The organism is Salmonella sp. GDC200615 (assembly GCF_050574145.1).
GTDB classification, from domain to species: Bacteria; Pseudomonadota; Gammaproteobacteria; order Enterobacterales; family Enterobacteriaceae; genus Salmonella; species Salmonella enterica.
In genome coordinates this window covers 857,543-878,989 of the sequence record NZ_CP192247.1, presented here as the reverse complement: position 1 = coordinate 878,989, position 21,447 = coordinate 857,543, and the positions used below count along the sequence as shown (strand labels likewise).

Genomic DNA, 21,447 nt, shown 5'->3' with positions numbered 1-21,447 from the left:
CCCATAGGCCCGGTAAGCGACAGCGCCACCGGGCGCAATGGTTACTGGCGGGTCATCATCAGCTTACGCAGGGCGGCAAAATCCGCAGGCAGATGATGTGAAAGCAGCGGCAGGTCGGCGCGTTCGGCGAGCGCTTCAGGCAAGGCCAGCGTTTCTCCCAGAATGGACTCCACGCTTTCTTTAAACTTCGCCGGATGCGCCGTTCCGAGAAACAAGCCATACTCGCCAAGGTTTAACTGGTCGCGTAATGCCCGATACGCTACCGCCGCATGAGGTTCCGAGATATAACCTTTCGCTTTCAGCTCGCGCATCGTCTGTTGTGTCGTAGTGTCATCCACCGCCGCATAGCCCAGCTCAGTCAGACGCCAGATTTTACGGCGGAATAGCTCCTCCACACGCGGCCAGTTATTCGGCTGGCTGACATCCATCGCATTCGACAGGGTCGCCTGCGTCGCTTTTGGCGCCCACTTCCCGTCCTGCAGGAAACGCGGCACCGTATCGTTAATGTTGGTGGCGGCGATAAAGCGTTTCACCGGTAGGCCTAACGACTTCGCCAGCAGTCCTGCCGTCAAATCGCCAAAGTTGCCGCTGGGTACGGAGATCACCAGTTGGTTACGCGCCCCCTGCGGCAGTTGCGCCACGGCTTCAAAGTAGTAGCAAATTTGCGCCAGCAGGCGGCTGATATTAATCGAATTAGCTGAATTCAGCCCCAGCGCCGTTTTCAGTTCTTCGTCATCAAATGCCTGTTTCACCAGCGCCTGGCAAGCGTCGAAATCGCCGTCGATCGCTACGGTTTCAATGTTGCCGCCCAGAGTACAGAACAGTTTTTCCTGCAACGGACTGATTTTACCGCGCGGATAGAGAATGACGACCCGCACATTTTCCAGGCCATAGAACGCGTGAGCCACCGCCGCGCCGGTATCGCCTGACGTTGCGGTCAGAATCGTCACCGGTTTGTCGCCGCTGATATGCGTCAGCATTTGCGCCATAAAACGCCCGCCGAAGTCTTTAAAGGCCAGCGTCGGACCATGGAACAGCTCCAGGCAGCCGACATCGCTTTCTACCTGCGCTACCGGCGCCGGGAAAGCAAACGCCGCGCGGACGCGCTCTTCCAGAATTTGCTGCGGTATTTCATCGCCAATAAATGCCGAGAGGATCTTTGCGCTACGGCTGACAAAGTCCTGGTTGAGCATCTCATCAATTTCCGTCAGGCTAAACTCCGGAAGTTCGTGCGGAAAAAAAAGTCCCTGCTGTTTGCCCAGCCCTTGCGTGACGGCCTGCGCAAAGCTGACCTGCTCATTATGGTCTTTCAGATTATAGAGTTTCATTGATTATCCCACTACTCGTGCGCCCGCCGTATCCAGCCGGCAAATATGAACGAAGCCTTCCTGATTTTGCAGATAATGTTTGCTCAGCCAGTCCGCGACGCGCTGCGCCGTCTCCGGTTTATCGCATAGCGCAAACAGCGTCGGCCCCGATCCGGAAATCCCGCTCGCCAGCGCGCCGATCTCCGACACCGCCTGTCGCGCCTGGCTAAAGCCCGGCAGTAAACGCGCGCGGTATGGTTCGGCAATAACATCTTTCATCAGCGCGGCGGCAAGCTGCGGCTGCCGCGAGTAACAGGCGTGAATAAAACCGGCCAGATGCCGTCCATGCGCAATGCAATCCTGACGGCGATACTGCGCAGGCAAAATGGCCCGTGCTTCTGCGGTAGAAACTTTAATGCCCGGATAAGCCAGTACCCATAGCCACTCATCAAAGCCCGGCACCTGCTGACTAATAATGCCTTTTTCTTCAATCATCAACTGCATACCGCCAAGAAAGCACGGCGCGACGTTATCGTAATGGATGCTGCCGGAGATACGGCCTTCCAGCTCGCCCATCAGCGCCAACAGACGCGTGTCGTTTAACGGTTTGCCGCAGTGCTCATTCATCGCGACCAGCGCGGCGACGACGGAACAGGCGCTGGACCCTAACCCGGAACCAATCGGCATATTTTTTTCCAGCGTCATCGCCACCGGGATGGTTTTCCCCAATGCCTGGCAAAAACGTTCCCAGCACTGATAAACAATATTTTCACGCGGCTCCGGCGGCAGTTTATCGGCAAATCGCCCCAAGTTATGCAGACGGAAATGGTCCGCTGCTTCAACGGATACCACATCGCCCAGCAACGTGCCGTCAACGGGTGTGACGGCTGCGCCCAACACGTCGAAACCGACGCTCATGTTCGCGCTGGAAGCCGGGGCATACACTTTCACCATGTTAAACTCCTAACTTCCATGAGAGGGTCCGTAACAGATCGGCAAACACGCCCGCCGCCGTCACATCATTGCCTGCGCCGTAGCCGCGCAGCACCAACGGCAAGGGCTGATAATAGTGGCTGTAGAACGCCAGCGCGTTTTCACCGTTTTTCACTTTGAAGAGCGGATCGTTACCATCAACTTCGGCAATCTTCACGCGGCACACGCCATCCTCTTCGATATTGCCCACATAGCGCAATACCTTACCTTCATCACGAGCTTTCGCCACACGGGCGGCAAACGCGTCGTCAAGCTGCGGCAGATGCGCCATAAAGGCGGTCACATCGCCGGAGGCGTCAAACTCGTCCGGCAACACCGGTTCAATCACAATATCGGAAAGCTCCAGCTCGCGGCCCGTCTCGCGGGTGAGGATCAACAGTTTCCGCGCCACATCCATACCGGAAAGATCGTCGCGCGGATCGGGTTCGGTATAGCCCATCTCGCGCGCCAGGGCGGTCGCCTGTGAGAGACTCATCCCCTCTTCCAGTTTACCGAAAATAAAAGAGAGCGACCCGGAAAGAATGCCGGAAAATTTTTGCAGTTCATCACCCGCATTCAGCAGGTTTTGCAGGTTTTCGATTACCGGCAAACCGGCGCCGACGTTGGTGTCATACAAGAATTTGCGCCGTGATTGCGCGGCGGCGAAACGTAGCTGATGGTAGTAGTCCATCGACGAGGTGTTCGCTTTCTTGTTTGGCGTCACCACATGGAATCCTTCACGCAGGAAGTCGGCATACTGGTCGGCCACCGCCTGACTGGAGGTACAATCAACAATCACCGGATTGAGTAGATGATATTCTTTCACCAGGCGAATTAAGCGTCCCAGATTGAACGGCGCGTTCGCTTGCGCCAGTTCCGCCTGCCAGTTGTCCAGATTCAGGCCATGCACATTGGTTAGCAACGCCTTTGAGTTCGCCACGCCGCACACGCGTAGATCGATGTGCTTGTTCTTCAACCAGGTTTGCTGACGTTTAAGCTGTTCCAGTAGCGCGCCGCCGACGCCGCCGACGCCAATGACAAATACTTCAATCACCTGATCGGTATTGAACAGCATCTGGTGCGTTACCCGCACGCCGGTGGTGGCATCGTCGTTATTCACCACCACAGAAATGGAACGCTCAGAAGATCCCTGAGCGATCGCCACGATATTGATATTAGCCCGCGCCAGCGCGGCGAAGAATTTCGCTGAAATGCCGCGTAGCGTGCGCATACCGTCGCCGACAACAGAGATAATCGCCAACCGCTCCGTAACCGCCAGCGGCTCCAGCAGCCCCTCTTTCAGCTCCAGATAGAACTCATCCTGCATCGCACGGCGGGCACGCGCGCAGTCACTCTGCGGCACACAGAAGCTGATGCTGTACTCAGAGGAGGACTGGGTAATGAGCACCACCGAGATCCCGGCGCGAGACATGGCGGCGAAAACACGCGCCGCCATCCCAATCATCCCTTTCATTCCCGGGCCGGAGACGCTAAACATCGCCATGTTGTTAAGGTTAGAGATCCCTTTAACCGGCAGGTTATCATCGTCGCTGGACGCGCCGATCAGCGTTCCTGGCGCCTGCGGATTACCGGTATTTTTAATCAGACAGGGGATCTGGAACTGGGCGATGGGCGTAATGGTGCGAGGGTGAAGAACTTTGGCGCCGAAGTAAGAGAGTTCCATCGCTTCCTGGTAGGACATCGATTTCAGCAGCCTGGCGTCCGGCACCTGGCGCGGGTCACAGGTATACACGCCATCGACGTCAGTCCAGATTTCACAGCAGTCAGCGCGTAAACAGGCGGCCAGCACGGCGGCGGAATAGTCGGAACCATTACGGCCCAGCACCACCAGTTCACCCTTTTCATTACCGGCGGTAAAGCCCGCCATCAGGATCATGTGATCGGCCGGGATCTGGCTGGCGGCGATACGGCGAGTCGATTCCGCGATATCGACGGTAGATTCAAGGTAATGGCCCACCGCCAACAGTTTTTCTACCGGATCGATCACCGTGACGCGATGCCCACGCGCCTCCAGAAGTCCCGCCATAATCGCGATCGACATTTTTTCGCCACGGCAAATCAGCGCGGCGTTGATGCTATCCGGGCACTGACCCAGCAGGCTGATACCATGCAAAACATGTTTGATCTGAGCGAATTCTTGTTCGACAACCATTTTCAACCGTGCAAGCGGGAATCCCGGCTGCGCGCTGGCAAGTCCTGCGAGCAGGTCAGAAAAAATACGTTCGGCATCGCTGATATTCGGCAAAGCATCCTGGCCGCCGATAGTTTTTTCAATCATCGCCACCAGATGGTTGGTAATTTTCGCGGGGGCGGAAAGTACGGTCGCTACCTGCCCTTGCCTGGCATTGCTTTCCAGAATATCGGCAACACGCAGAAAACGTTCTGCATTTGCCACTGATGTACCGCCGAACTTCAACACTCGCATGGTTGTTACCTCGTGATCTCTGGTCGAAAAAAAAGCCCGCACTGTTCAGGTGCGGGCTTTTTTCTGTGTTTCCTGTACGCGTCAGCCCGCACCGTTACCTGTGGTAATGGTGATGGTGGTAATGGTGGTGGTGCTGATGCGGTTCATGGATGTTGTGTACTCTGTCATTTTTATTTGTCTGTCTTGTATTCCTATATTGGTTAAAGTATCTGCCCGCCTAAGTCAATAAATTTTTAAATTGATCACATTCCGAAACTTGTTCATGTGCTGCTGGCGATATATTTATTTTCAACCAATTCCCCCTGTCATGATCTCTTGCAACCAGACGTAATCTCTTATTATTTTAAAAATTACAGCACGTTATTTTGTTAGTTTTTTTTCAATATCATGGACCAAACGGTGCAACATTACCGTATCTCGCTGTCCCAGCAGGCCGATTCGCTGTTGTAGCCAGTCGGTTAATTTGTGGTCATCGGTCGCCTCCAGAGTCGTTAGCAGGCGTAAAAGGCGCGCGCGTAACGCCTGTAACTGCGATTCATCAGCAATATCAACGGATTCTGTGGTCTGTTGCATTAAACCTGCTAATTGATAGCAATACACCATGACTGCCTGTCCCAGATTGAGCGAAGGGTAATCCGCCGCCATCGGCACGCCGGTCAATACATCCGCCAGCGCCAGCTCGTCATTGGTCAGACCGGAATCCTCACGGCCAAAAACCAGCGCGGCATGACGCATCCAGCGTGATTTTTCCTGTAATAAGGGAACCAGTTCAGCGGGCGAAGCGTAGTAATGAAATTTTGCCCGGCTGCGGGCTGTCGTCGCGACGGTAAAATCCACATCGTGGAGCGCGTCAGCAAGGGTGTGGAAAACCTCAATATTATCAATAATATCGCCAGATCCATGTGCGACCCAACGGGTGGCGGGCTCCAGGTGCGCCTGGCTGTCGACAATACGCAGGTCAGTAAATCCCATGGTCTTCATAGCCCGGGCGGCTGCGCCGATATTTTCCGCTCTGGCGGGAGCGACAAGAACGATTGTTACACGCATTTCATTACTCTTTTTGACTAATTTACAGGAAATTAGCTGGCGTTTGTAAGCATATTACGCTTCGCAAATTTACAAAATTTTAACTGATATCACTGAAAAAGCATTTTTGATTTCGTAAAAGACGCTACACTATTGCGTATCTGTACTATTGCTGTTTATGTTAACAGAACACCGTTATCCTACTGTTTATTTAGGATAATTTAATTTAAAATAGATCCTGTTCTTTGGATTCATCACATTTATTAGTTGGCTTACGTAACTAGTTGGAATATTGCAAATTTGTGATGAAAGCTAGCATTTAGCTACGATGATTTCATCAAACTGTTAACGTGCTACAATTGAACTTGATATATGTCAACGAAGCGTAGTTTTATTAGGTGTCCGGTACGTCTTAGCCTGTTATGTTGCTGTTAAAATGGTTAGGATGACAGCCGTTTTTGACACTGTCGGGTCCAGAGGGAAAGTACCCACGACCAAGCTAATGATGTTGTTGACGTTGATGGAAAGTGCATCAAGAACGCAATTACGTACTTTAGTCATGTTACGCCGATCATGTTAATTTGCGACATGCATCAGGCAGGTCAGGGACTTTTGTACTTCCTGTTTCGATTTAGTTGGCAATTTAGGTAGCAAACATGCAGACCCCGCACATTCTTATCGTTGAAGACGAGTTGGTAACACGCAACACGTTGAAAAGTATTTTCGAAGCGGAAGGCTATGATGTATTCAAAGCGACAGATGGCGCGGAAATGCATCAGATCCTCTCTGAATATGACATCAACCTGGTGATCATGGATATCAATCTGCCAGGGAAAAACGGTCTCCTGTTAGCGCGTGAACTGCGTGAACAGGCTAACGTTGCGCTGATGTTCCTGACGGGCCGCGATAACGAAGTCGACAAAATTCTCGGCCTCGAAATCGGCGCGGATGATTACATCACCAAACCGTTTAACCCACGCGAATTGACCATCCGTGCCCGCAACCTGCTGTCCCGTACCATGAACCTGGGTACCGTCAGCGAAGAGCGTCGTAGCGTTGAAAGCTACAAGTTCAACGGTTGGGAACTGGATATCAACAGTCGTTCACTGATCGGCCCGGACGGCGAGCAGTATAAACTACCGCGCAGCGAGTTCCGCGCGATGCTTCACTTCTGCGAAAACCCTGGCAAAATTCAGTCGCGCGCAGAGCTGTTGAAGAAAATGACCGGCCGCGAGCTGAAGCCGCATGACCGTACTGTTGACGTTACCATTCGTCGTATTCGTAAGCATTTCGAATCCACGCCGGATACGCCGGAAATCATCGCCACCATTCACGGCGAAGGTTATCGCTTCTGCGGCGACCTGCAGGATTAATTCGGCCCAGGCGCCGAACCGTAAAAACAGCCGGTAAGTTATTCTTACTGGCTGTTTCTTATGCTCCCCTTCCGCTAAGCGGCCTCGCTTTCCCTCCTGACCTGCCGTTATGACGTACTCTTTTACATAAAAATTGTCGTATAGCGCTGTTTATCTCAGCTTGCGAAAGTTAAGGTAGTTTGTGTATTTACATTAAAGAGTAATATACGGGATTTGTTGGTCCCCAAAAAATAAGGGGATGCTCACAGGACGTGAGGTTTCACAGGATGAAAAAATCACCATTATGCTGCTACCTGTTTTGTGCAGCGATGTCAGCTTCATCAGCCGCGCTGGCTGCTACCGCGCCGGTCTCCGCAGGCGTTATTCATTTCAAAGGCCAGATTGTCGAATATGGTTGTAATCTTGCGCCTCACGATCGCAATATCGAGGTATCATGTTTGCGGAATAATATCCCCCATTTGCAGACAGTCGCCACACCGTCTGGAAACGCTATTTCGTTGATGAATGGAATCGCCACGGTACGGCACGTGTCGTTAAAAGATCATCCGGAGATTCAAAGTCTGATCGTCCAGTACCGCTAACCGCTTATGGCTCCCGCCGGGAGGAGTTCCGGCAGGCGGCGATTTCGCTCAGTAAAACGCCGCCCGCCTGCATTTTGTACTTTTCTCTCATTCGTATCCTACAACAGCGATGTTCATCGCTTCGCTATCCTGTACGCTCTACACGCTCGTTAAGCACGGTACCTATGATAGCTGTCATAAAATGATTGCAAATAAAATCATCACATTTACTATGGTTAACCTTACAAACAGCGTTGTCGCTCATGCATTGATAAGGTGAATACATTGACTTAAATATTCTTGTTGGCTATTTTAATTTACTTAATTATAATTTTAAGTGAATATTAAATTTATGTTTACCTTTTAATAGTCAACCACTTTATCAGCCATAATAATGGGGAAGATATGAAGCAGTTAAACGGCGGGAATGTGTATCGTCCCACAGGGAAAGAAAAAAACCTGCAAGCCATTTTAAATATTCATCGGCACGTTATTCAAAACATCTCCCCTGTCACTATTACGGCCGGTAAAACACTGGATATCAAGATTGATAATCAATCCCACATCCTGTTAATCACTAAAGGCGCTATTAAAGTATGTCGGCGTATCGACAGCATTGTAATGGGCTGCGGTGTCTCACCAATGATTTTAGGCCTTGTAGATGCCTATGCTGACTTATACCAGTTAGAAGAGAATTCAGACGTCTTTTTTATCGCCGAAACCACCTGTGAATATTATCCTGTCCCAGTAAAAGATTTTGTGGAAATAGCCGATGAAAAGCATCTCTGGCGTGACATTTCGAACATCCTGATGTACCGCATTGCTTTCATGACTAACCGTGACAGAAACCTTATCGGGCAGGACGCCTATAGCCAGATAAAAGCGCTGTTACTTGAACTGTGGTCGTATCCTGAAAGCTCACGATTTGAGATCAACGCACAGAACTTCATACAACAGAGAACCGGGCTTTCACGCAGCCGTATCATGCAGGTACTTTCAGAACTAAAAGCGGGAGACTATATAAAAATACTGCATGGAAGACTGTTAGAGCTTCGAAACCTGCCGGTTTCATTTTAAACGGACAAGCGTCGTATATTCTTAAAAATAAAGCAATATAGAGTTAAATAAATCCTCCAGGAAATAACAACTATTATCAAAAAAGAGATCTTGCTCTATAAATCTAGTCATCAACCATACTTCTTTAGTGGTATTTTATTAAACTTTGTTACCGGGTCCGAAACTGGACTGCCGTTCAATATTGCATCAGAATTTTTATTGAGTTCATAGTTGATATACGTAGAATAGCCGCCTGCTTATCTACAGAACAGAAAGAAGCGCATACAGAGTAAAATATAATATTTTATTTTATATAGCTATCTTTATTTTTCAGCGAATAGAATCAGGCAACAATTAATATGTTTAATAAGAAAATTATCATCCTGGCAATGTTAACTGCCGTAGCATCCACACCGGTATTTGCCCAGAACACGATTACGTTCAATGGCAAAATTTACGATCAGGCGTGTACGGTTCAGGTTAATGGCTCCACGGATACCACCATTGATTTAGGCAATTACAGCAAAGAACGCATCGCGGAAAAAGGCGCCACAACCGATTACGTGCCGTTTACCGTAAGCCTGGTTAGCTGCCCGGAAGCAGGGACTGGCGTGCCAACCCAGGCCATGTTCCGCTTCCACGGCGCAACGGATGATTCCAACCCAACGTACTTCAAAAACGCGGACGAAGGATCGGAAACGGGCGCCGCGGGTGTCGGTATTTCTATTCAGAACGCCTCACATAGCGATGTGACAGATAACACGGATGATGCTGCAGTAAACCTGCCAACCGACGGCTCGAAAGCAGACTTTATCTATTACGCCGCCATGGCAAACGATGGTTCCGCAACCGTAACCGGTGGAGATGTTAGCACTCAGGTTACGTATACCGTTTCGTATCAGTAAGGCATTCTCATCCTGATGTGGACAGGCAGGATGCCAGTCCATAGCGTAAAACATCTTTACAGAGTAAAAAATGAAACACATAAAGAAATCCGTGTTGGTCGTATTACTGACAAGCCATGTTGCCCATGCCAGCATTGTTGTTGGCGGAACCCGACTGGTTTTCGACGGCAATAATGATGAGTCGTCAATCAATGTAGAGAATAAAGACAGCAAAGCGAATCTTGTTCAGTCATGGTTATCGGTTGCCGATCCCTAGGTCACAAATAAGCAGGCGTTTATTATCACCCCGCCTCTTTTTCGCCTTGATGCCGGGCAAAAGAACAGTATTCGGGTTATTCGCTCTGGCGCCCCCCTACCTGCAGATCGGGAATCTATGTACTGGCTCAATATTAAGGGTATTCCTTCTATTGATGATAATGCCTCCGCGAACCGCGTGGAAATCTCCATTAATACCCAAATAAAGCTTATATATCGACCGCCAGCATTAACAAAATCAACGCCTGATAGCCAGAGCCAACAATTAAAATGGCAGACGGCAGGTGATGTTATTACCGTAAATAACCCCACTCCCTATTATATGAACTTTGCCAGTGTGACGCTTAACAGCCATGAAGTGAAATCAGCGACCTTCGTTCCGCCAAAATCATCAGCGTCATTTAAATTGGGTTCTACTGCCGCCCCTCATGGCACGGTAACGTGGCGATTAATCAGCGATTATGGGATGAGTTTAGAGCCGCATTCCGGTTCATTCTAGCCATTAACGACTTCACTTTACTTTTACCCTTTCAGGACTTTTACTGTGCAATTCTCCAGAGTAGAGCCCCGTTCTCAATTAGCGTTATCGTTTCTCTTTATATGCTGTTCCATAAAACCAGCGTTAGCGCATGATCATTTTAATCCATTATCGTTGGAAAATGATGAACCGGGCGTGGAGAATGTCGATCTATCGGTTTTCGAAAAGGGGGGGCAGGCAGAAGGCACCTATAATGTTGATATTTATATTAATAACACCAGTGTTGAAACAAAAAATATTGCCTTTAAAAATAAAAAATCAGCAGATAATAAGCTCTCCCTACAGCCGTGTCTTAGCGTTGAACAACTCAAGCAGTGGGGCGTAAAAACAGAAAACTTCCCCGAGCTTAAAAATGACCCAAACGGGTGTACCGATCTTAGTCTGCTGGCTGGCGCTGTAGCAAAGTTTAATGTCATCGGTAACCGGCTGGATTTAGCGATCCCTCAAATCGCGTTGATCGCCGACCCGCGAGAATTCGTCCCTACCAGCGAATGGGATGAAGGCATTAATGCTTTTTTGCTGAACTACAGTTTTACCGGATCGCAGGATCACGATATTGATGAAAACCGGACGGAAAATAGCGAATACGCTAACCTGCGCCCTGGTATTAACATTGGCGCATGGCGTTTTCGTAACTACTCAACCTGGAATCATGATAGCGATGGGCAAAATAGCTGGGATTCTGCCTACACCTATGTTTCTCGCGATATCGAATTTTTAAAAGGACAGCTGATCGCCGGGGAAAATAACACGCCCGCAGACGTCTTTGACAGTATTTCATTTAAGGGCGTACAGATCTCTTCTGATGACGATATGTTGCCGGACAGTATGAAAGGGTTCGCCCCGGTCATTCGCGGGGTGGCCAAAAGCAGCGCGCAGGTAACCGTTGAACAAAACGGTTATACCATCTACAAAACTAACGTTCCGGCGGGTCCATTCGCCATCAACGATCTTTATCCAACCGGCGGTTCGGGCGACCTGTACGTCACCATCAAAGAATCCGATGGTTCTGAACAGCATTTCATTGTGCCCTACGCCAGCGTTCCGGTATTACAGCGTGAAGGCCACCTGAAATACGACCTGACGGTAGGCCGCACGCGTTCATCAGATACGCATTCCGCGCAACAGAACTTCGCTGAACTGACGGCCTTATACGGATTAGCAGGCGGCATAACCGCCTATGGCGGAATAGAGAGTACGCTGAGCAATGATGTTTATCATGCGGCGCTCATCGGGACAGGCTTAAACCTTGGCGATCTGGGCGCATTGTCTTTAGACGTCACCAACTCATGGTCAAAAATTAAAGCAGGCGATGTGGTTAGCGATACGCTTACCGGACAATCCTGGCGTATTCGTTACAGCAAAGATATTCAGTCAACAGGTACCAATTTCACTGTCGCCGGCTACCGTTATTCGACCAAAGATTACTACGCTCTTGAGGATGTGCTGGATACCTATAGCGATAATAGTCACTATGATCATGTACGTAATCGCACCGACCTGTCGTTATCGCAAGACATTATCTACGGTTCCATTTCACTCACTTTATATAATGAAGATTACTGGAATGACACTCATACCACATCATTAGGTATTGGCTATAACAACACATGGCATAACGTAAGCTATGGCATTAACTATTCTTATACGCTGAACGCCGATAATTCTCAGGATGAAGACGACGATACGGAAGACAGTAATGACCAGCAAATTTCAATCAATATTAGCATTCCGTTAGATGCCTTTATGCCGTCAACGTATGCCACCTACAATATGAACTCCGCGAAAGACGGCGATACCACGCATACTGTCGGTTTAAACGGAACAGCGCTGGCACAGAAAAATCTCTCATGGAGCGTTCAGGAAGGTTATTCCTCTCAAGAGAAAGCCACCAGCGGTAATGTGAGCGCAACCTATAACGGGACGTATGCGGATATTAACGGCGGATATAGCTACGATAATCATATGCGTCGCCTGAATTATGGCGTTCAGGGCGGCGTACTGTTACATCGAAATGGCCTGACACTATCCCAGCCAATGGACGACACCATCATATTGGTTAAAGCCCCTGGCGCAGCGGGTGTCCCCGTGAATAACGAAACGGGCGTGGACACCGATTTTCGGGGTTATGCCGTCGTACCTTATGCTTCGCCTTACCATCGTAATGAAGTCTCTTTAGATACGACGGGCATTAGAAAAAATATTGAGCTCATTGATACCAGTAAAACGCTGGTGCCTACCCGTGGCGCGGTGGTCAGGGCTGAATATAAAACCAATATTGGTTACAAGGCATTGATGGTATTAACCCGCATAAACAATCTTCCTGTTCCTTTTGGCGCGACCGTCTCGTCTTTAACAAAACCAGACAATCACAGCAGTTTTGTTGGTGATGCGGGGCAAGCCTGGTTAACCGGACTGGAAAAACAAGGGCGGTTATTAGTGAAGTGGGGACCAACAGCAGCAGACCGGTGTCAGGTCTCTTATCGTATACCGAGCTCCCCCTCCGCTTCTGGCGTAGAAATCTTACACGAGCAATGCCAGTGATTCTGGTGGGATAAAAGATGAATATGAACAGATTTGCTGCATTAGCCGCCCTGTTAACGTTCACGGGTCTGGCATTATGGTCGCCATCGATCAGCGCGGCATACAATACCGCAGATGCCGTAGACATTAACGTTACGGGATTAATTTATGCTGATCCGTGTACCGTGACGGTCCCCGACACGCTCTCTCTTGGACAATATGCCCGGGCGGATATCGCCGTGGCCGGCGGCAATACCGCCACCATTCCTTTCACCATAAAAATGACGAATTGCCCGGCAACGACCACAAAAGCCGCGATTTCATTTAACGGCGTACCTTATCCCGATCCAAATTATGCTTCTGCGATTTATGCAAACAGCGCGGCCAATCCGGCGCAGGATTTAGGATTACAGCTTTTTAACCTGGACGGTAAAAGTCTGGTCAATCTGGCCAACAACGTCACTTACACGGTGGATATCAACAGTAATACCCATGAAGCCAATTTGCCTGTCGCCGCAAAGATGTATACCCCGTATGGAAAAGTCACGGCAGGGGATTTCACGTCCGTTGTGACGATCACTATTGCATGGCAATAACATCTTTCTATTTCACCTGGTATAAAAGCAGGAATTTTTCATGAGAAGGTTATATCTGGCGCTTATTCTGCTGTTCGCGTATTCCGGTCATAGTTACGCCTCCTGTAAACGTTCCGGTAATGAAGGCGCGATCACTATCACCCCGCCGTCGCAGCTTGTGGCAATCGGGCTGGGTTTCCACCTCCGAAGTCACAATGGATGGCTGTAGTCGCGATTATAAGGTCGGATTTTTATATGAACCCGGTAGCGCGCAGCCAAATACATCAGCGACAATCAATGCGAATGACGGGAACAACACGCCGGTATTTAGCACCGGGATTTCCGGCGTGGGCGTTGCGATTAAAACCCAAACGAATGCTGGCCCTTACGATAATGTCATGCCAATCGATAATACCTACCATAATGGCGATGGCAATAAAACACACCATGCGATGGCTCCCGCCTACAATGTTGAACTGGTCGCCTTAGGAGGTCCGATCACCTCCGGTACCGCGACATTCCAAAGTCCACTGGCGCGCGTATCTTTTCGCGATAGCGCAACGGAAGACTCCGGCGGCGATATCCTGACCCATCTGTATTTGGGGAATACGCAATTGATTATGAAAGCGATGGGATGTCGGGTAGAAACACCTGCCATCACCGTTGATTTAGGCAGCGTCAATTTAGGCAGTTTCGCTAACAGTCAAACGGCGGGCACAGGCGAGCAGGATATCTTATTGACCTGCGAACAAGGCACCGCTATTTCCGCATCGTTAAGCGCCCAGCCTGCCAGCGGAAATAACCCTGATAATTCAGTCATCCAGTTGAGCAATGCGAGCGCGCCAACCAGCGCAACCGGCGTTGGCGTACAGTTGGGTATTCAGGCGCCGGACGCCGGTTTCTTTACCGACAGTTTGCCAATCAATCAAAAAATTGATCTCTTTACTCACACGATTACCACCAATGCCGATGGCAGCCAGACGGTTAACGGCGGAACCATGAATATGTCGACCACCCTGAAAATTAGCGCGCGCTACTATAAAACCGCCGCCACGGTAACGGCCGGGCAAGCGAATGCCACGGCAACATTAAACCTGACCTATAACTAACGGCATCACATTTTCTGGCGCTGCGCGGGAAAACGTTAACGCGCGCGCCCGTTATATTTATTTCCACAAACGTAATTCGTCATCTTTTACTGGCGGTAATGACTTACGTTGCTGACAAGAGAGCGAATACCAGTCCAGATGGCGCGTCAGGAACATCACGCCGCCAAGCGCCAGTAGCAGAACGCCGGTACCCAGAAGCAACGAGCTATCTTCCGAACGCAGCAATCCCCACATCACGCCATCCAGCGCCAATAACGCTAACGTAAACAGTACGCTATTGCGCCATCCTTTCAGCACCGCCTGCAAATAAACGCTATTCATCAACGCGCCCACCAGGCTTGCGGCGATCCAGGCTGGCGTGAAACCGATATGTTCCGACAGTGCCAGCAACAGCAGGTAGAACATCACCAGCGATAACCCCACCAGCAGATACTGCATCGGGTGTAACCGCTGCCCCGTCAGGGTTTCGAAGACAAAGAAAGCCATAAACGTTAGCGTAATCAACAAAATGGCATATTTCGTCGCTCTGTCCGTCAGTTGATACTGGTCGGCTGGCGTCGATACAGCGACGCTAAACGCTGGTAAGTTGTCCCAATCCACCTTTTGCGCATCAGCAAACTGTTCGCCGAGATTCGTGGCAAACCGGCTGGTTTGCCACTGGGCCTGAAATCCTGAACCGCTGATTTCGCGTTTACCGGGAAGAAAATCCCCCACAAAATTTGGGTGCGGCCAGTTGCTGGTCAGGGTCATTTCACTGCTACGCCCGACGGGAACCAGTGAAAAGCTGCCGGTTCCGCTTAAATTTAGCGACATCGCCAACGTCAGGTTGCGCGTCGCCCACTGACTGTCCGGCAGCGGGATATGAATGCCCTCTCTACTTTCCGGTAAGCCGGTCCCCGGTTCTACAGTGAGCGTTTCACCATTGACCTGCGGCGCTTTTACTGCGCTGATACCGCGCGCATCGCCGACGCCCACGACGATAAAGGGCTTTCCAAGGGTAATGTTCGGTCTGTTCAGCTCATGCAGACGGGCCACATCAAACTCCGCCTTTATCGCCATATCGGTATGCCACACCTGCCCCTGATAAATACCTATTTTTCGCGCTTCAACGTTTTGATTGCCTTCGACCAATAGCGACTCCGGCAGCCAAAAATAGAGATAGCTGCGCTTATACTGGACCTCTTTCTCCTCTTCCAGCACGGTATAGAGCTCTGTCACCGGAATCGCCACCAGCGGGCCGACAACCTTTTGTGGGCCGCTGGTACTCTGACGAATAGCATTCTCCACATGGCTTCGATAATCAGCACGTTCCACGATGGTGTGCCGTACCATCATCAGGGGAATTAACAGCAGGATCATGGCGCCGCCTAACGTAATCATTTTCCACAACAGGGGGGATTTCAACATAGCGTTCTCCTTTGCAATGCCAGCAGTGTAAGAACGCGATGTGGGGAGAATTTGAAGTTATGTGAAGTGACGGTGAAGTGTCAACGAGGCCAGCACGCCGCCTTCGGGACGGTTGCACAACGTCACCTCACCGTTGAGGAGCCGCGCCGCCTCGCTGACAAACGCCAGCCCAAGCCCGCTGCTTTTACGTCCGTTTTCACGGGGCAACGAATAGAATCGGTCGAAAATGCGCGGCAGCGCAAAATCAGGAATACCACAGCCGGAATCCGTCACCTGCAGGATCGCTTTCTCCCCCATCGGCTGAGCGCTTAATGTGATAACGCCATTTTCAGGCGTAAAGTCGATAGCATTGTCCAACACATTGCCCAGCGCCTGCGCCAGAAGCTCCGCGTCGGCGACGACAACCAGCGAGGAAGGCCGTAGAGTAAGGGTGATATTTTTTGCCGCCAACTGAATGCTGCGCGCCTCGCTAAGCTGCGTAAATAGTTCATCAACAGCAACCAGCGCGAGAGGGATATCCTGCCGGTTTTCCAGCCGCGCCTGGCGCAGCAGGGTCTCTACCAGCGCCTGCATTCGCGTATTTTGCGCCAGTATATTCTCTGTAAAGCGGGTAACCACATCCGCGGGCGGTCCTTCACGCAGAATCTCCGCCGCGCCGCGTATCGCCGCCAGCGGACTTTTCAGCTCATGAGTCAACGCATACACGTACTGCTCAATGTCATTCTTGCCTTCCAGCTTAATGCGCATACTCTCCAGCGCCTGCGCCAGTTTACGCAGCTCGCTGCTGCCTAATGCAGGTAACGCAAGTGGGCGGTTTTCGGTGACGGAATCCGCATAGCGCGTCAACCGGGCGATGGAGCGGTTAATCCACCAGACCATCCCCGCGCCAATCGCCAGCGCAATCCCCAGTAAAACGGCGCTGGCCCATAGAATGCGCCGTTCGCTGCGCTTAATCACCGGCGCCATTGCCGCATTCGGTTTACCGACAGACAGGACGCCGATAATCCGTCCATCGCTGATTATCGGCGCGGCTACGTACATCACGGTGCTATTGGGATCGGCAGAATCTTTTGCCGTGCTGCGGGCGCCATACTGTCCGCGCAGCGTAAGCCAGACGTCATTCCAGCGAGAATAATCCTGCCCCACCGCTTTGTTTTCCGAATCAAACAACACCTTCCCCTGTGCATCCGTCATGTAGACATGGTATTCATTGCGCACTTTGACGATCCCGCTGATATTGGCGCGAAACGGGCGATGTTGCAGTTGGGCGAATGCCTTCGCCAGCTGGCCGTCAGTCGGGTTGCCGGAAAGGAGATCGTCGCGGGCCAGCGCCGCCAGCAGCGTTGCGGTGTCAATCAGCGTCCCTTCCGTCGCGCGGCGGACGCCCGGCTTTATCTCCTGAACAAAGATAGACAGCACAAACACGGCGGCGACGGCGACAATAAGAAAGTAGCCCAGCAGCAAACGCATTCCGATGCGCATCAGACGCTCCTCAGGCTGTATCCCATTCCACGATGCGTGTTAATTGGCGAGAGATCCGGGTTGATCGCGCGTAGCTTAGCGCGCAGGGTTTTGATGTGTGTATCGACCGTCCGCTCGAAGGTCTCCTGGGCATCAGACCAGACAATATCCATCAATTGCTGACGCGAGTACACGCGCTCCGGCGACAGCAGCAGGGTTTTAAGAAGCAGAAACTCATAACGCGTCAGCGAGAGCGGCGTACCAAACCAGGCGATCTGCGCCGCCGGTTCATTGAGTTCAAAATGTCCGGTACGCACCACCGGCGACGGCGCAGCAAACTTTTTCACCCGGCGCAGCAGCGTGCGCACGCGGGCACTCACTTCGCGCGGCGAGAATGGCTTGGCGACATAATCATCTGCGCCGATCTCCAGACCAAGCAATCGATCCACTTCATCGCTACGGGCAGTCAGGAAAAGAATCGGCAGCGCAGGATGGCGTTCCAGCAACTGCCGACACAGCTCAAAGCCGCTGATATCCGGTAGTCCCACATCGAGAATCACCGCATCCGGCCGTTGCTGACGCGCTTTTTCCAGCGCAGGCAGCCCGCGAGCGAATAGCTCAACGGTAAACCCTTCCAGTTGCAGGGTGTAGATGAGCGTATCGGCGATTCCCTGTTCATCCTCGACTAACCAGACCTGCGGTTGCTGCATACTCTTTCCCTATTATTGTCGCCACGGCATGACCGGCACCGCGCTGATGGCGTTCTTCGGCGACCCGTCGACTACTTTGTCGGAGTAGGCCAGATACGCCAGCGTGTTGCGTTTCTCATCATAGAAACGCACGACCTGCAATGACTTAAATATCAATGAGGTGCGTTTTTTGAACACCACTTCTCCCTGCGCCTTGCCGTTCTTAATTTTGTCGCTCAGTTCAATAGGCCCGACCTGCTGACAAGAGATGGCGGCGTCAGACGTATCTTCCGCCAGCCCCAATCCGCCTTTTATGCCGCCCGTTTTCGCCCGGCTAACATAGCACGTCACGTTTTTGACATCAGGATCGTCAAAAGCTTCCACCACGATTTTATGGTCAGGACCGAACATTTTAAATACCGTATCGACTGAACCAATTTGTTCCGCGCGGGCGCTCTGCCCCAGCAGCAACAAAATTGAGAAAAGTACTAAGCTCTTGTATTTCATATTGTTACCATTCATAAAAGTTACGTTGCGTAATTATTAGACATTCTAAAATAAAATGGTTATAGATCACAGGATTAGAATAATTACCTGTCACGTTGCCTAAAAAAAGCATTTAAGCTCAAAAAAAACACTGAATGCTAAAAGAACAAAAAATGCTATTATCCTCTTACCTGATATCGGGTGCTCGTTGTTGAAAGGATGGGGATATTTTATGGATCAGGCTGGCATAATTCGCGACCTGTTAATCTGGCTGGAAGGTCATCTGGATCAGCCGCTGTCACTTGACAATGTGGCGGCAAAAGCAGGCTATTCCAAGTGGCACCTGCAGAGAATGTTTAAGGACGTGACGGGCCACGCCATTGGCGCTTACATCCGCGCCCGTCGTTTATCGAAATCAGCAGTGGCGCTGCGTTTGACCGCGCGTCCAATTCTGGATATTGCTCTTCAGTACCGCTTCGATTCTCAGCAAACCTTTACGCGCGCCTTTAAGAAACAGTTTTCCCAGACGCCAGCGCTGTATCGTCGCTCCTCGGAATGGAGCGCCTTTGGCATTCGCCCGCCATTACGGCTGGGCGAGTTTACCGTGCCGGAACATCAGTTCGTTACGCTGGAAGATACGCCGCTCCTTGGCGTCACGCAGAGCTATTCCTGCTCGCTGGAACAGATTTCCGACCTCCGCCACGAAATGCGCGTGCAATTCTGGCATGATTTCCTCGGTCATTCGCCAACTATTCCGCCAGTGCTTTATGGGCTTAATGAAACGCGCCCCAGCATGGAGAAAGACGATGAGCAGGAAGTATTCTATACCACCGCACTGCCGCAAGAGCAGGCCGATGGCTATGTTCAGTCGGCGCATCCTGTGCTGTTGCAGGGCGGTGAATACGTCATGTTCACCTATGAAGGGTTAGGAACCGGCGTGCAGGATTTTATCCTGACCGTTTACGGCACCTGTATGCCAATGCTGAATCTGACCCGTCGTAAAGGGCAGGATATAGAGCGATACTATCCGTCAGAAGATACCAAAACCGGCGATCGCCCTATCAACCTGCGCTGCGAATTTCTGATCCCGATTCGTCGTTAACGCTGTAGCTCATCCAATGCAGGGGCGTCCAGATGCGAAACGTCCCCTGCGGTTTCTACCACCCACCCAGACGCCAGCCACTGGCTTTCCTGGTAATCGATGCGGGAAATAGAGCAGTTGCGCAAACGTAACCGGCGTTCCGCCCAGGCGGGTAGTCCCAGTATAGTACTGACCAGACAGCCCAACGCGATACCGTGACTGACCAATAAAGGTCGGCTGCCCTGCGGTAGCTCCAGACAGGACGCCAGCGCGGCATGAACGCGATCGCTCAACTCCTGCATCGATTCCCCACCGGGAATGCGGCCATCCTGCGTGCCGTTGACTAACTGACGACGCCAGCCCTCTTCTTCTTCCGTCAGCGAATCGATCTGGCGCTTTTCCAGCACGCCCATATCCAGCTCGCGCAGGCGGGAGTCAAAGGTAATATCACACCCGCACGCCTGGGCGATAATCTCCGCCGTGCGTTTTGTGCGGCCTAAATCGCTGCTGATGATATGGGTGATGCCGAGGCTGCGGGCGCGTTCTCCTACCTGCATGGCCTGCTGCTCGCCTTTTGCTGTCAGGGGACTGTCCGATTGGCCCTGAATACGTCACTCGGCGTTCCACTGCGTTTCACCGTGGCGAACAAGGTATACCTGTAACATGTTTTTTTTCCGTTATACTGCGATAAATTTTTAAAACTGAGCTTAATTATGCACCAGGTTATCTCTGCGACCACCAATCCTGCCAAAATTCAGGCAATTCTACAGGCATTTGAAGAGATTTTCGGCGAAGGATCGTGCCATATTACGCCCGTCGCCGTCGAGAGCGGCGTATCGGAGCAGCCCTTCGGAAGCGAGGAAACGCGTGCTGGCGCACGAAATCGCGTGGATAATGCGCGACGCCTGCATCCACAAGCTGATTTCTGGGTAGCCATTGAAGCTGGAATTGACGATGACGCCACCTTCAGTTGGGTGGTGATTGATAACGGCGTTCAGCGCGGTGAAGCGCGATCGGCCACGCTGCCGCTGCCCGCCGTCATTCTCGACAGAGTCCGCCAGGGAGAAGCGCTTGGCCCGGTGATGTCCCACTATACCGGTATTGACGAGATTGGTCGCAAAGAGGGCGCCATTGGCGTATTTACCGCCGGAAAATTAACGCGCTCCAGCGTTTACTACCAGGCGGTGATCCTGGCGCTCAGCCCGTTTCATAACGCGGTGTATCGATAATTATTTGCGCTATATTGTAAGCCTGATAAGCACAGCGCCATCTGGCATTTCGCGGCGATGTTGCCGGATGGCCGCTTCGCCTTATCCGGCCTACGAGCAAATCAGGCGTTTTTCAGCAGTACGTTCTCAAGCCAATGACGCAGTTCAACCGGCGCGGATTTCAGGCTGTTTGACCCGCGCGTGATGGTGGCGATGCCCGCCCCCAGCTCGGTTTTCAACTCGCGCTGGCTCATTTCGCCACGCAACAACTCCTCAATAATGCGCACGCGCGTTCCCAGCGCTTCACGCTCGTCCGGCGTAAGCATCAGTTGTAATAAAGGCAGATGCAGATCCTCTGCATATGCCTGACGGAGTAACTCCACAAAACGAAGCCACTCCTGATTACGTTGTTCGGCGATAGCCGATGAATAAGGGGAATGCTGGGTCATGTTATACCGCCGTTTGTACTG

The 21,447-nt window shown here is 51.3% G+C and carries 20 protein-coding genes, 2 pseudogenes and 1 other annotated feature; of the genes and pseudogenes, 10 read left to right on the top strand and 12 right to left on the bottom strand.

The features are described 5' to 3' along the window. Positions 1-41: 41 nt before the first annotated feature. From thrC to yjjY, 6 genes are all read right to left on the bottom strand, one after another. Positions 42-1,328, bottom strand: coding sequence for a threonine synthase (gene thrC / locus ACQ29O_RS04185; RefSeq protein ID WP_235645485.1), 1,287 nt, complete (start codon positions 1,326-1,328; stop codon positions 42-44). Between the two features lie 3 nt (positions 1,329-1,331). Beyond that, positions 1,332-2,261 (bottom strand): homoserine kinase, encoded by a 930-nt coding sequence (thrB, locus tag ACQ29O_RS04180; RefSeq protein WP_000241682.1) that lies wholly within the window; start codon positions 2,259-2,261, stop codon positions 1,332-1,334. Between the two features lies 1 nt (position 2,262). Beyond that, the gene (thrA, locus tag ACQ29O_RS04175; RefSeq protein ID WP_001264682.1) at positions 2,263-4,725 is read right to left on the bottom strand and encodes a bifunctional aspartate kinase/homoserine dehydrogenase I; all 2,463 of its coding nucleotides are present in this window, start codon (positions 4,723-4,725) and stop codon (positions 2,263-2,265) included. A 25-nt stretch (positions 4,726-4,750) separates the two neighbouring features. Beyond that, positions 4,751-4,871, bottom strand: a sequence feature (Thr leader region). Then, positions 4,807-4,872, bottom strand: coding sequence for a thr operon leader peptide (gene thrL, locus ACQ29O_RS04170; RefSeq protein ID WP_001575544.1), 66 nt, complete (start codon positions 4,870-4,872; stop codon positions 4,807-4,809). Its footprint overlaps the feature before it by 65 nt. Before the next feature lie 213 nt (positions 4,873-5,085). Further along, positions 5,086-5,772, bottom strand: a complete 687-nt coding sequence (locus ACQ29O_RS04165; RefSeq protein WP_001266771.1) for a tRNA/rRNA methyltransferase — start codon at positions 5,770-5,772, stop codon at positions 5,086-5,088. 399 nt (positions 5,773-6,171) lie between these two features. Further along, complete coding sequence (gene yjjY / locus ACQ29O_RS04160) at positions 6,172-6,312, bottom strand: protein YjjY (RefSeq protein WP_001541509.1); 141 nt, start codon at positions 6,310-6,312, stop codon at positions 6,172-6,174. A 95-nt stretch (positions 6,313-6,407) separates the two neighbouring features. On the opposite strand from yjjY, the gene arcA reads away from it, so the two are divergent. The 8 genes and pseudogenes from arcA to sthE all read left to right on the top strand — a co-directional run bounded on the left by arcA (position 6,408) and on the right by sthE (position 14,645). Then, entirely contained in the window at positions 6,408-7,124 is a 717-nt protein-coding gene (gene arcA, locus ACQ29O_RS04155; protein ID WP_020937331.1) for a two-component system response regulator ArcA, read from the top strand. 266 nt (positions 7,125-7,390) lie between these two features. Further along, positions 7,391-7,705 carry a hypothetical protein gene (locus ACQ29O_RS04150; protein WP_000749515.1) on the top strand — a complete coding sequence of 105 codons (315 nt, stop codon included), beginning with the start codon at positions 7,391-7,393 and terminating at the stop codon, positions 7,703-7,705. Positions 7,706-8,089: 384 nt separating this feature from the next. Next, entirely contained in the window at positions 8,090-8,761 is a 672-nt protein-coding gene (locus tag ACQ29O_RS04145) for a winged helix-turn-helix transcriptional regulator (RefSeq protein ID WP_000811635.1), read from the top strand. Positions 8,762-9,099: 338 nt separating this feature from the next. Further along, the gene (locus tag ACQ29O_RS04140) at positions 9,100-9,645 is read left to right on the top strand and encodes a fimbrial protein (RefSeq protein ID WP_000482236.1); all 546 of its coding nucleotides are present in this window, start codon (positions 9,100-9,102) and stop codon (positions 9,643-9,645) included. A gap of 70 nt (positions 9,646-9,715) precedes the next feature. Continuing rightward, a pseudogene (sthA, locus tag ACQ29O_RS04135) lies at positions 9,716-10,399 on the top strand (fimbrial biogenesis chaperone SthA). Positions 10,400-10,444: 45 nt separating this feature from the next. Beyond that, on the top strand, positions 10,445-12,982 hold the full coding sequence (locus ACQ29O_RS04130) for a fimbrial outer membrane usher protein (protein ID WP_001160707.1): 2,538 nt from the start codon (positions 10,445-10,447) through the stop codon (positions 12,980-12,982). 17 nt (positions 12,983-12,999) lie between these two features. Next, a complete protein-coding gene (locus ACQ29O_RS04125) occupies positions 13,000-13,557 on the top strand; it encodes a fimbrial protein (RefSeq protein WP_020937330.1) in 558 nt (185 codons plus the stop codon). A 40-nt stretch (positions 13,558-13,597) separates the two neighbouring features. Continuing rightward, positions 13,598-14,645: pseudogene (gene sthE, locus ACQ29O_RS04120) on the top strand (fimbrial major subunit SthE). Between the two features lie 57 nt (positions 14,646-14,702). Here sthE and creD read toward each other — a convergent pair. From creD to creA, 4 genes are read right to left on the bottom strand one after another with little or no spacing between them, the layout of a single operon-like run. Further along, positions 14,703-16,052: a cell envelope integrity protein CreD gene (gene creD, locus ACQ29O_RS04115; protein ID WP_000920395.1), complete on the bottom strand. Its 1,350-nt coding sequence runs from the start codon at positions 16,050-16,052 to the stop codon at positions 14,703-14,705. Positions 16,053-16,109: 57 nt separating this feature from the next. Next, entirely contained in the window at positions 16,110-17,534 is a 1,425-nt protein-coding gene (creC, locus tag ACQ29O_RS04110; RefSeq protein WP_001219533.1) for a two-component system sensor histidine kinase CreC, read from the bottom strand. After that, the gene (creB, locus tag ACQ29O_RS04105; RefSeq protein WP_001541504.1) at positions 17,534-18,223 is read right to left on the bottom strand and encodes a two-component system response regulator CreB; all 690 of its coding nucleotides are present in this window, start codon (positions 18,221-18,223) and stop codon (positions 17,534-17,536) included. The genes creC and creB overlap by 1 nt, the downstream gene beginning before the upstream one ends. Before the next feature lie 12 nt (positions 18,224-18,235). Then, positions 18,236-18,709, bottom strand: a complete 474-nt coding sequence (creA, locus tag ACQ29O_RS04100; RefSeq protein ID WP_000875811.1) for a protein CreA — start codon at positions 18,707-18,709, stop codon at positions 18,236-18,238. 211 nt (positions 18,710-18,920) lie between these two features. Between creA and robA the strand changes: the two genes are divergently transcribed. Then, positions 18,921-19,790 carry an MDR efflux pump AcrAB transcriptional activator RobA gene (gene robA, locus ACQ29O_RS04095; protein WP_000371686.1) on the top strand — a complete coding sequence of 290 codons (870 nt, stop codon included), beginning with the start codon at positions 18,921-18,923 and terminating at the stop codon, positions 19,788-19,790. On the opposite strand, the gene gpmB is transcribed toward robA, so the two are convergent. Continuing rightward, positions 19,787-20,377 (bottom strand): 2,3-diphosphoglycerate-dependent phosphoglycerate mutase GpmB, encoded by a 591-nt coding sequence (gene gpmB / locus ACQ29O_RS04090; RefSeq protein WP_049794091.1) that lies wholly within the window; start codon positions 20,375-20,377, stop codon positions 19,787-19,789. The two genes, robA and gpmB, sit on opposite strands and share 4 nt — an antisense overlap. Before the next feature lie 105 nt (positions 20,378-20,482). Between gpmB and yjjX the strand changes: the two genes are divergently transcribed. Further along, positions 20,483-20,998: an inosine/xanthosine triphosphatase gene (yjjX, locus tag ACQ29O_RS04085; RefSeq protein WP_000554317.1), complete on the top strand. Its 516-nt coding sequence runs from the start codon at positions 20,483-20,485 to the stop codon at positions 20,996-20,998. Between the two features lie 101 nt (positions 20,999-21,099). Here yjjX and trpR read toward each other — a convergent pair whose 3' ends face one another. Then, positions 21,100-21,426, bottom strand: coding sequence for a trp operon repressor (gene trpR / locus ACQ29O_RS04080; RefSeq protein WP_000192003.1), 327 nt, complete (start codon positions 21,424-21,426; stop codon positions 21,100-21,102). Between the last annotated feature and the right edge of the window lie 21 nt (positions 21,427-21,447).

Coding starts and splice junctions, on each gene's coding strand:
- thrC (WP_235645485.1), bottom strand. CDS start 1,328: ATGAAACTCTATAATCTGAAAGACCATAATGAGCAGGTCAGCTTTGCG.
- ACQ29O_RS04150 (WP_000749515.1), top strand. CDS start 7,391: ATGAAAAAATCACCATTATGCTGCTACCTGTTTTGTGCAGCGATGTCA.
- thrB (WP_000241682.1), bottom strand. CDS start 2,261: ATGGTGAAAGTGTATGCCCCGGCTTCCAGCGCGAACATGAGCGTCGGT.
- arcA (WP_020937331.1), top strand. CDS start 6,408: ATGCAGACCCCGCACATTCTTATCGTTGAAGACGAGTTGGTAACACGC.
- creD (WP_000920395.1), bottom strand. CDS start 16,052: ATGTTGAAATCCCCCCTGTTGTGGAAAATGATTACGTTAGGCGGCGCC.
- creA (WP_000875811.1), bottom strand. CDS start 18,709: ATGAAATACAAGAGCTTAGTACTTTTCTCAATTTTGTTGCTGCTGGGG.
- robA (WP_000371686.1), top strand. CDS start 18,921: ATGGATCAGGCTGGCATAATTCGCGACCTGTTAATCTGGCTGGAAGGT.
- trpR (WP_000192003.1), bottom strand. CDS start 21,426: ATGACCCAGCATTCCCCTTATTCATCGGCTATCGCCGAACAACGTAAT.
- ACQ29O_RS04145 (WP_000811635.1), top strand. CDS start 8,090: ATGAAGCAGTTAAACGGCGGGAATGTGTATCGTCCCACAGGGAAAGAA.
- yjjX (WP_000554317.1), top strand. CDS start 20,483: ATGCACCAGGTTATCTCTGCGACCACCAATCCTGCCAAAATTCAGGCA.
- ACQ29O_RS04140 (WP_000482236.1), top strand. CDS start 9,100: ATGTTTAATAAGAAAATTATCATCCTGGCAATGTTAACTGCCGTAGCA.
- thrA (WP_001264682.1), bottom strand. CDS start 4,725: ATGCGAGTGTTGAAGTTCGGCGGTACATCAGTGGCAAATGCAGAACGT.
- ACQ29O_RS04165 (WP_001266771.1), bottom strand. CDS start 5,772: ATGCGTGTAACAATCGTTCTTGTCGCTCCCGCCAGAGCGGAAAATATC.
- creB (WP_001541504.1), bottom strand. CDS start 18,223: ATGCAGCAACCGCAGGTCTGGTTAGTCGAGGATGAACAGGGAATCGCC.
- creC (WP_001219533.1), bottom strand. CDS start 17,534: ATGCGCATCGGAATGCGTTTGCTGCTGGGCTACTTTCTTATTGTCGCC.
- yjjY (WP_001541509.1), bottom strand. CDS start 6,312: ATGACTAAAGTACGTAATTGCGTTCTTGATGCACTTTCCATCAACGTC.
- ACQ29O_RS04125 (WP_020937330.1), top strand. CDS start 13,000: ATGAATATGAACAGATTTGCTGCATTAGCCGCCCTGTTAACGTTCACG.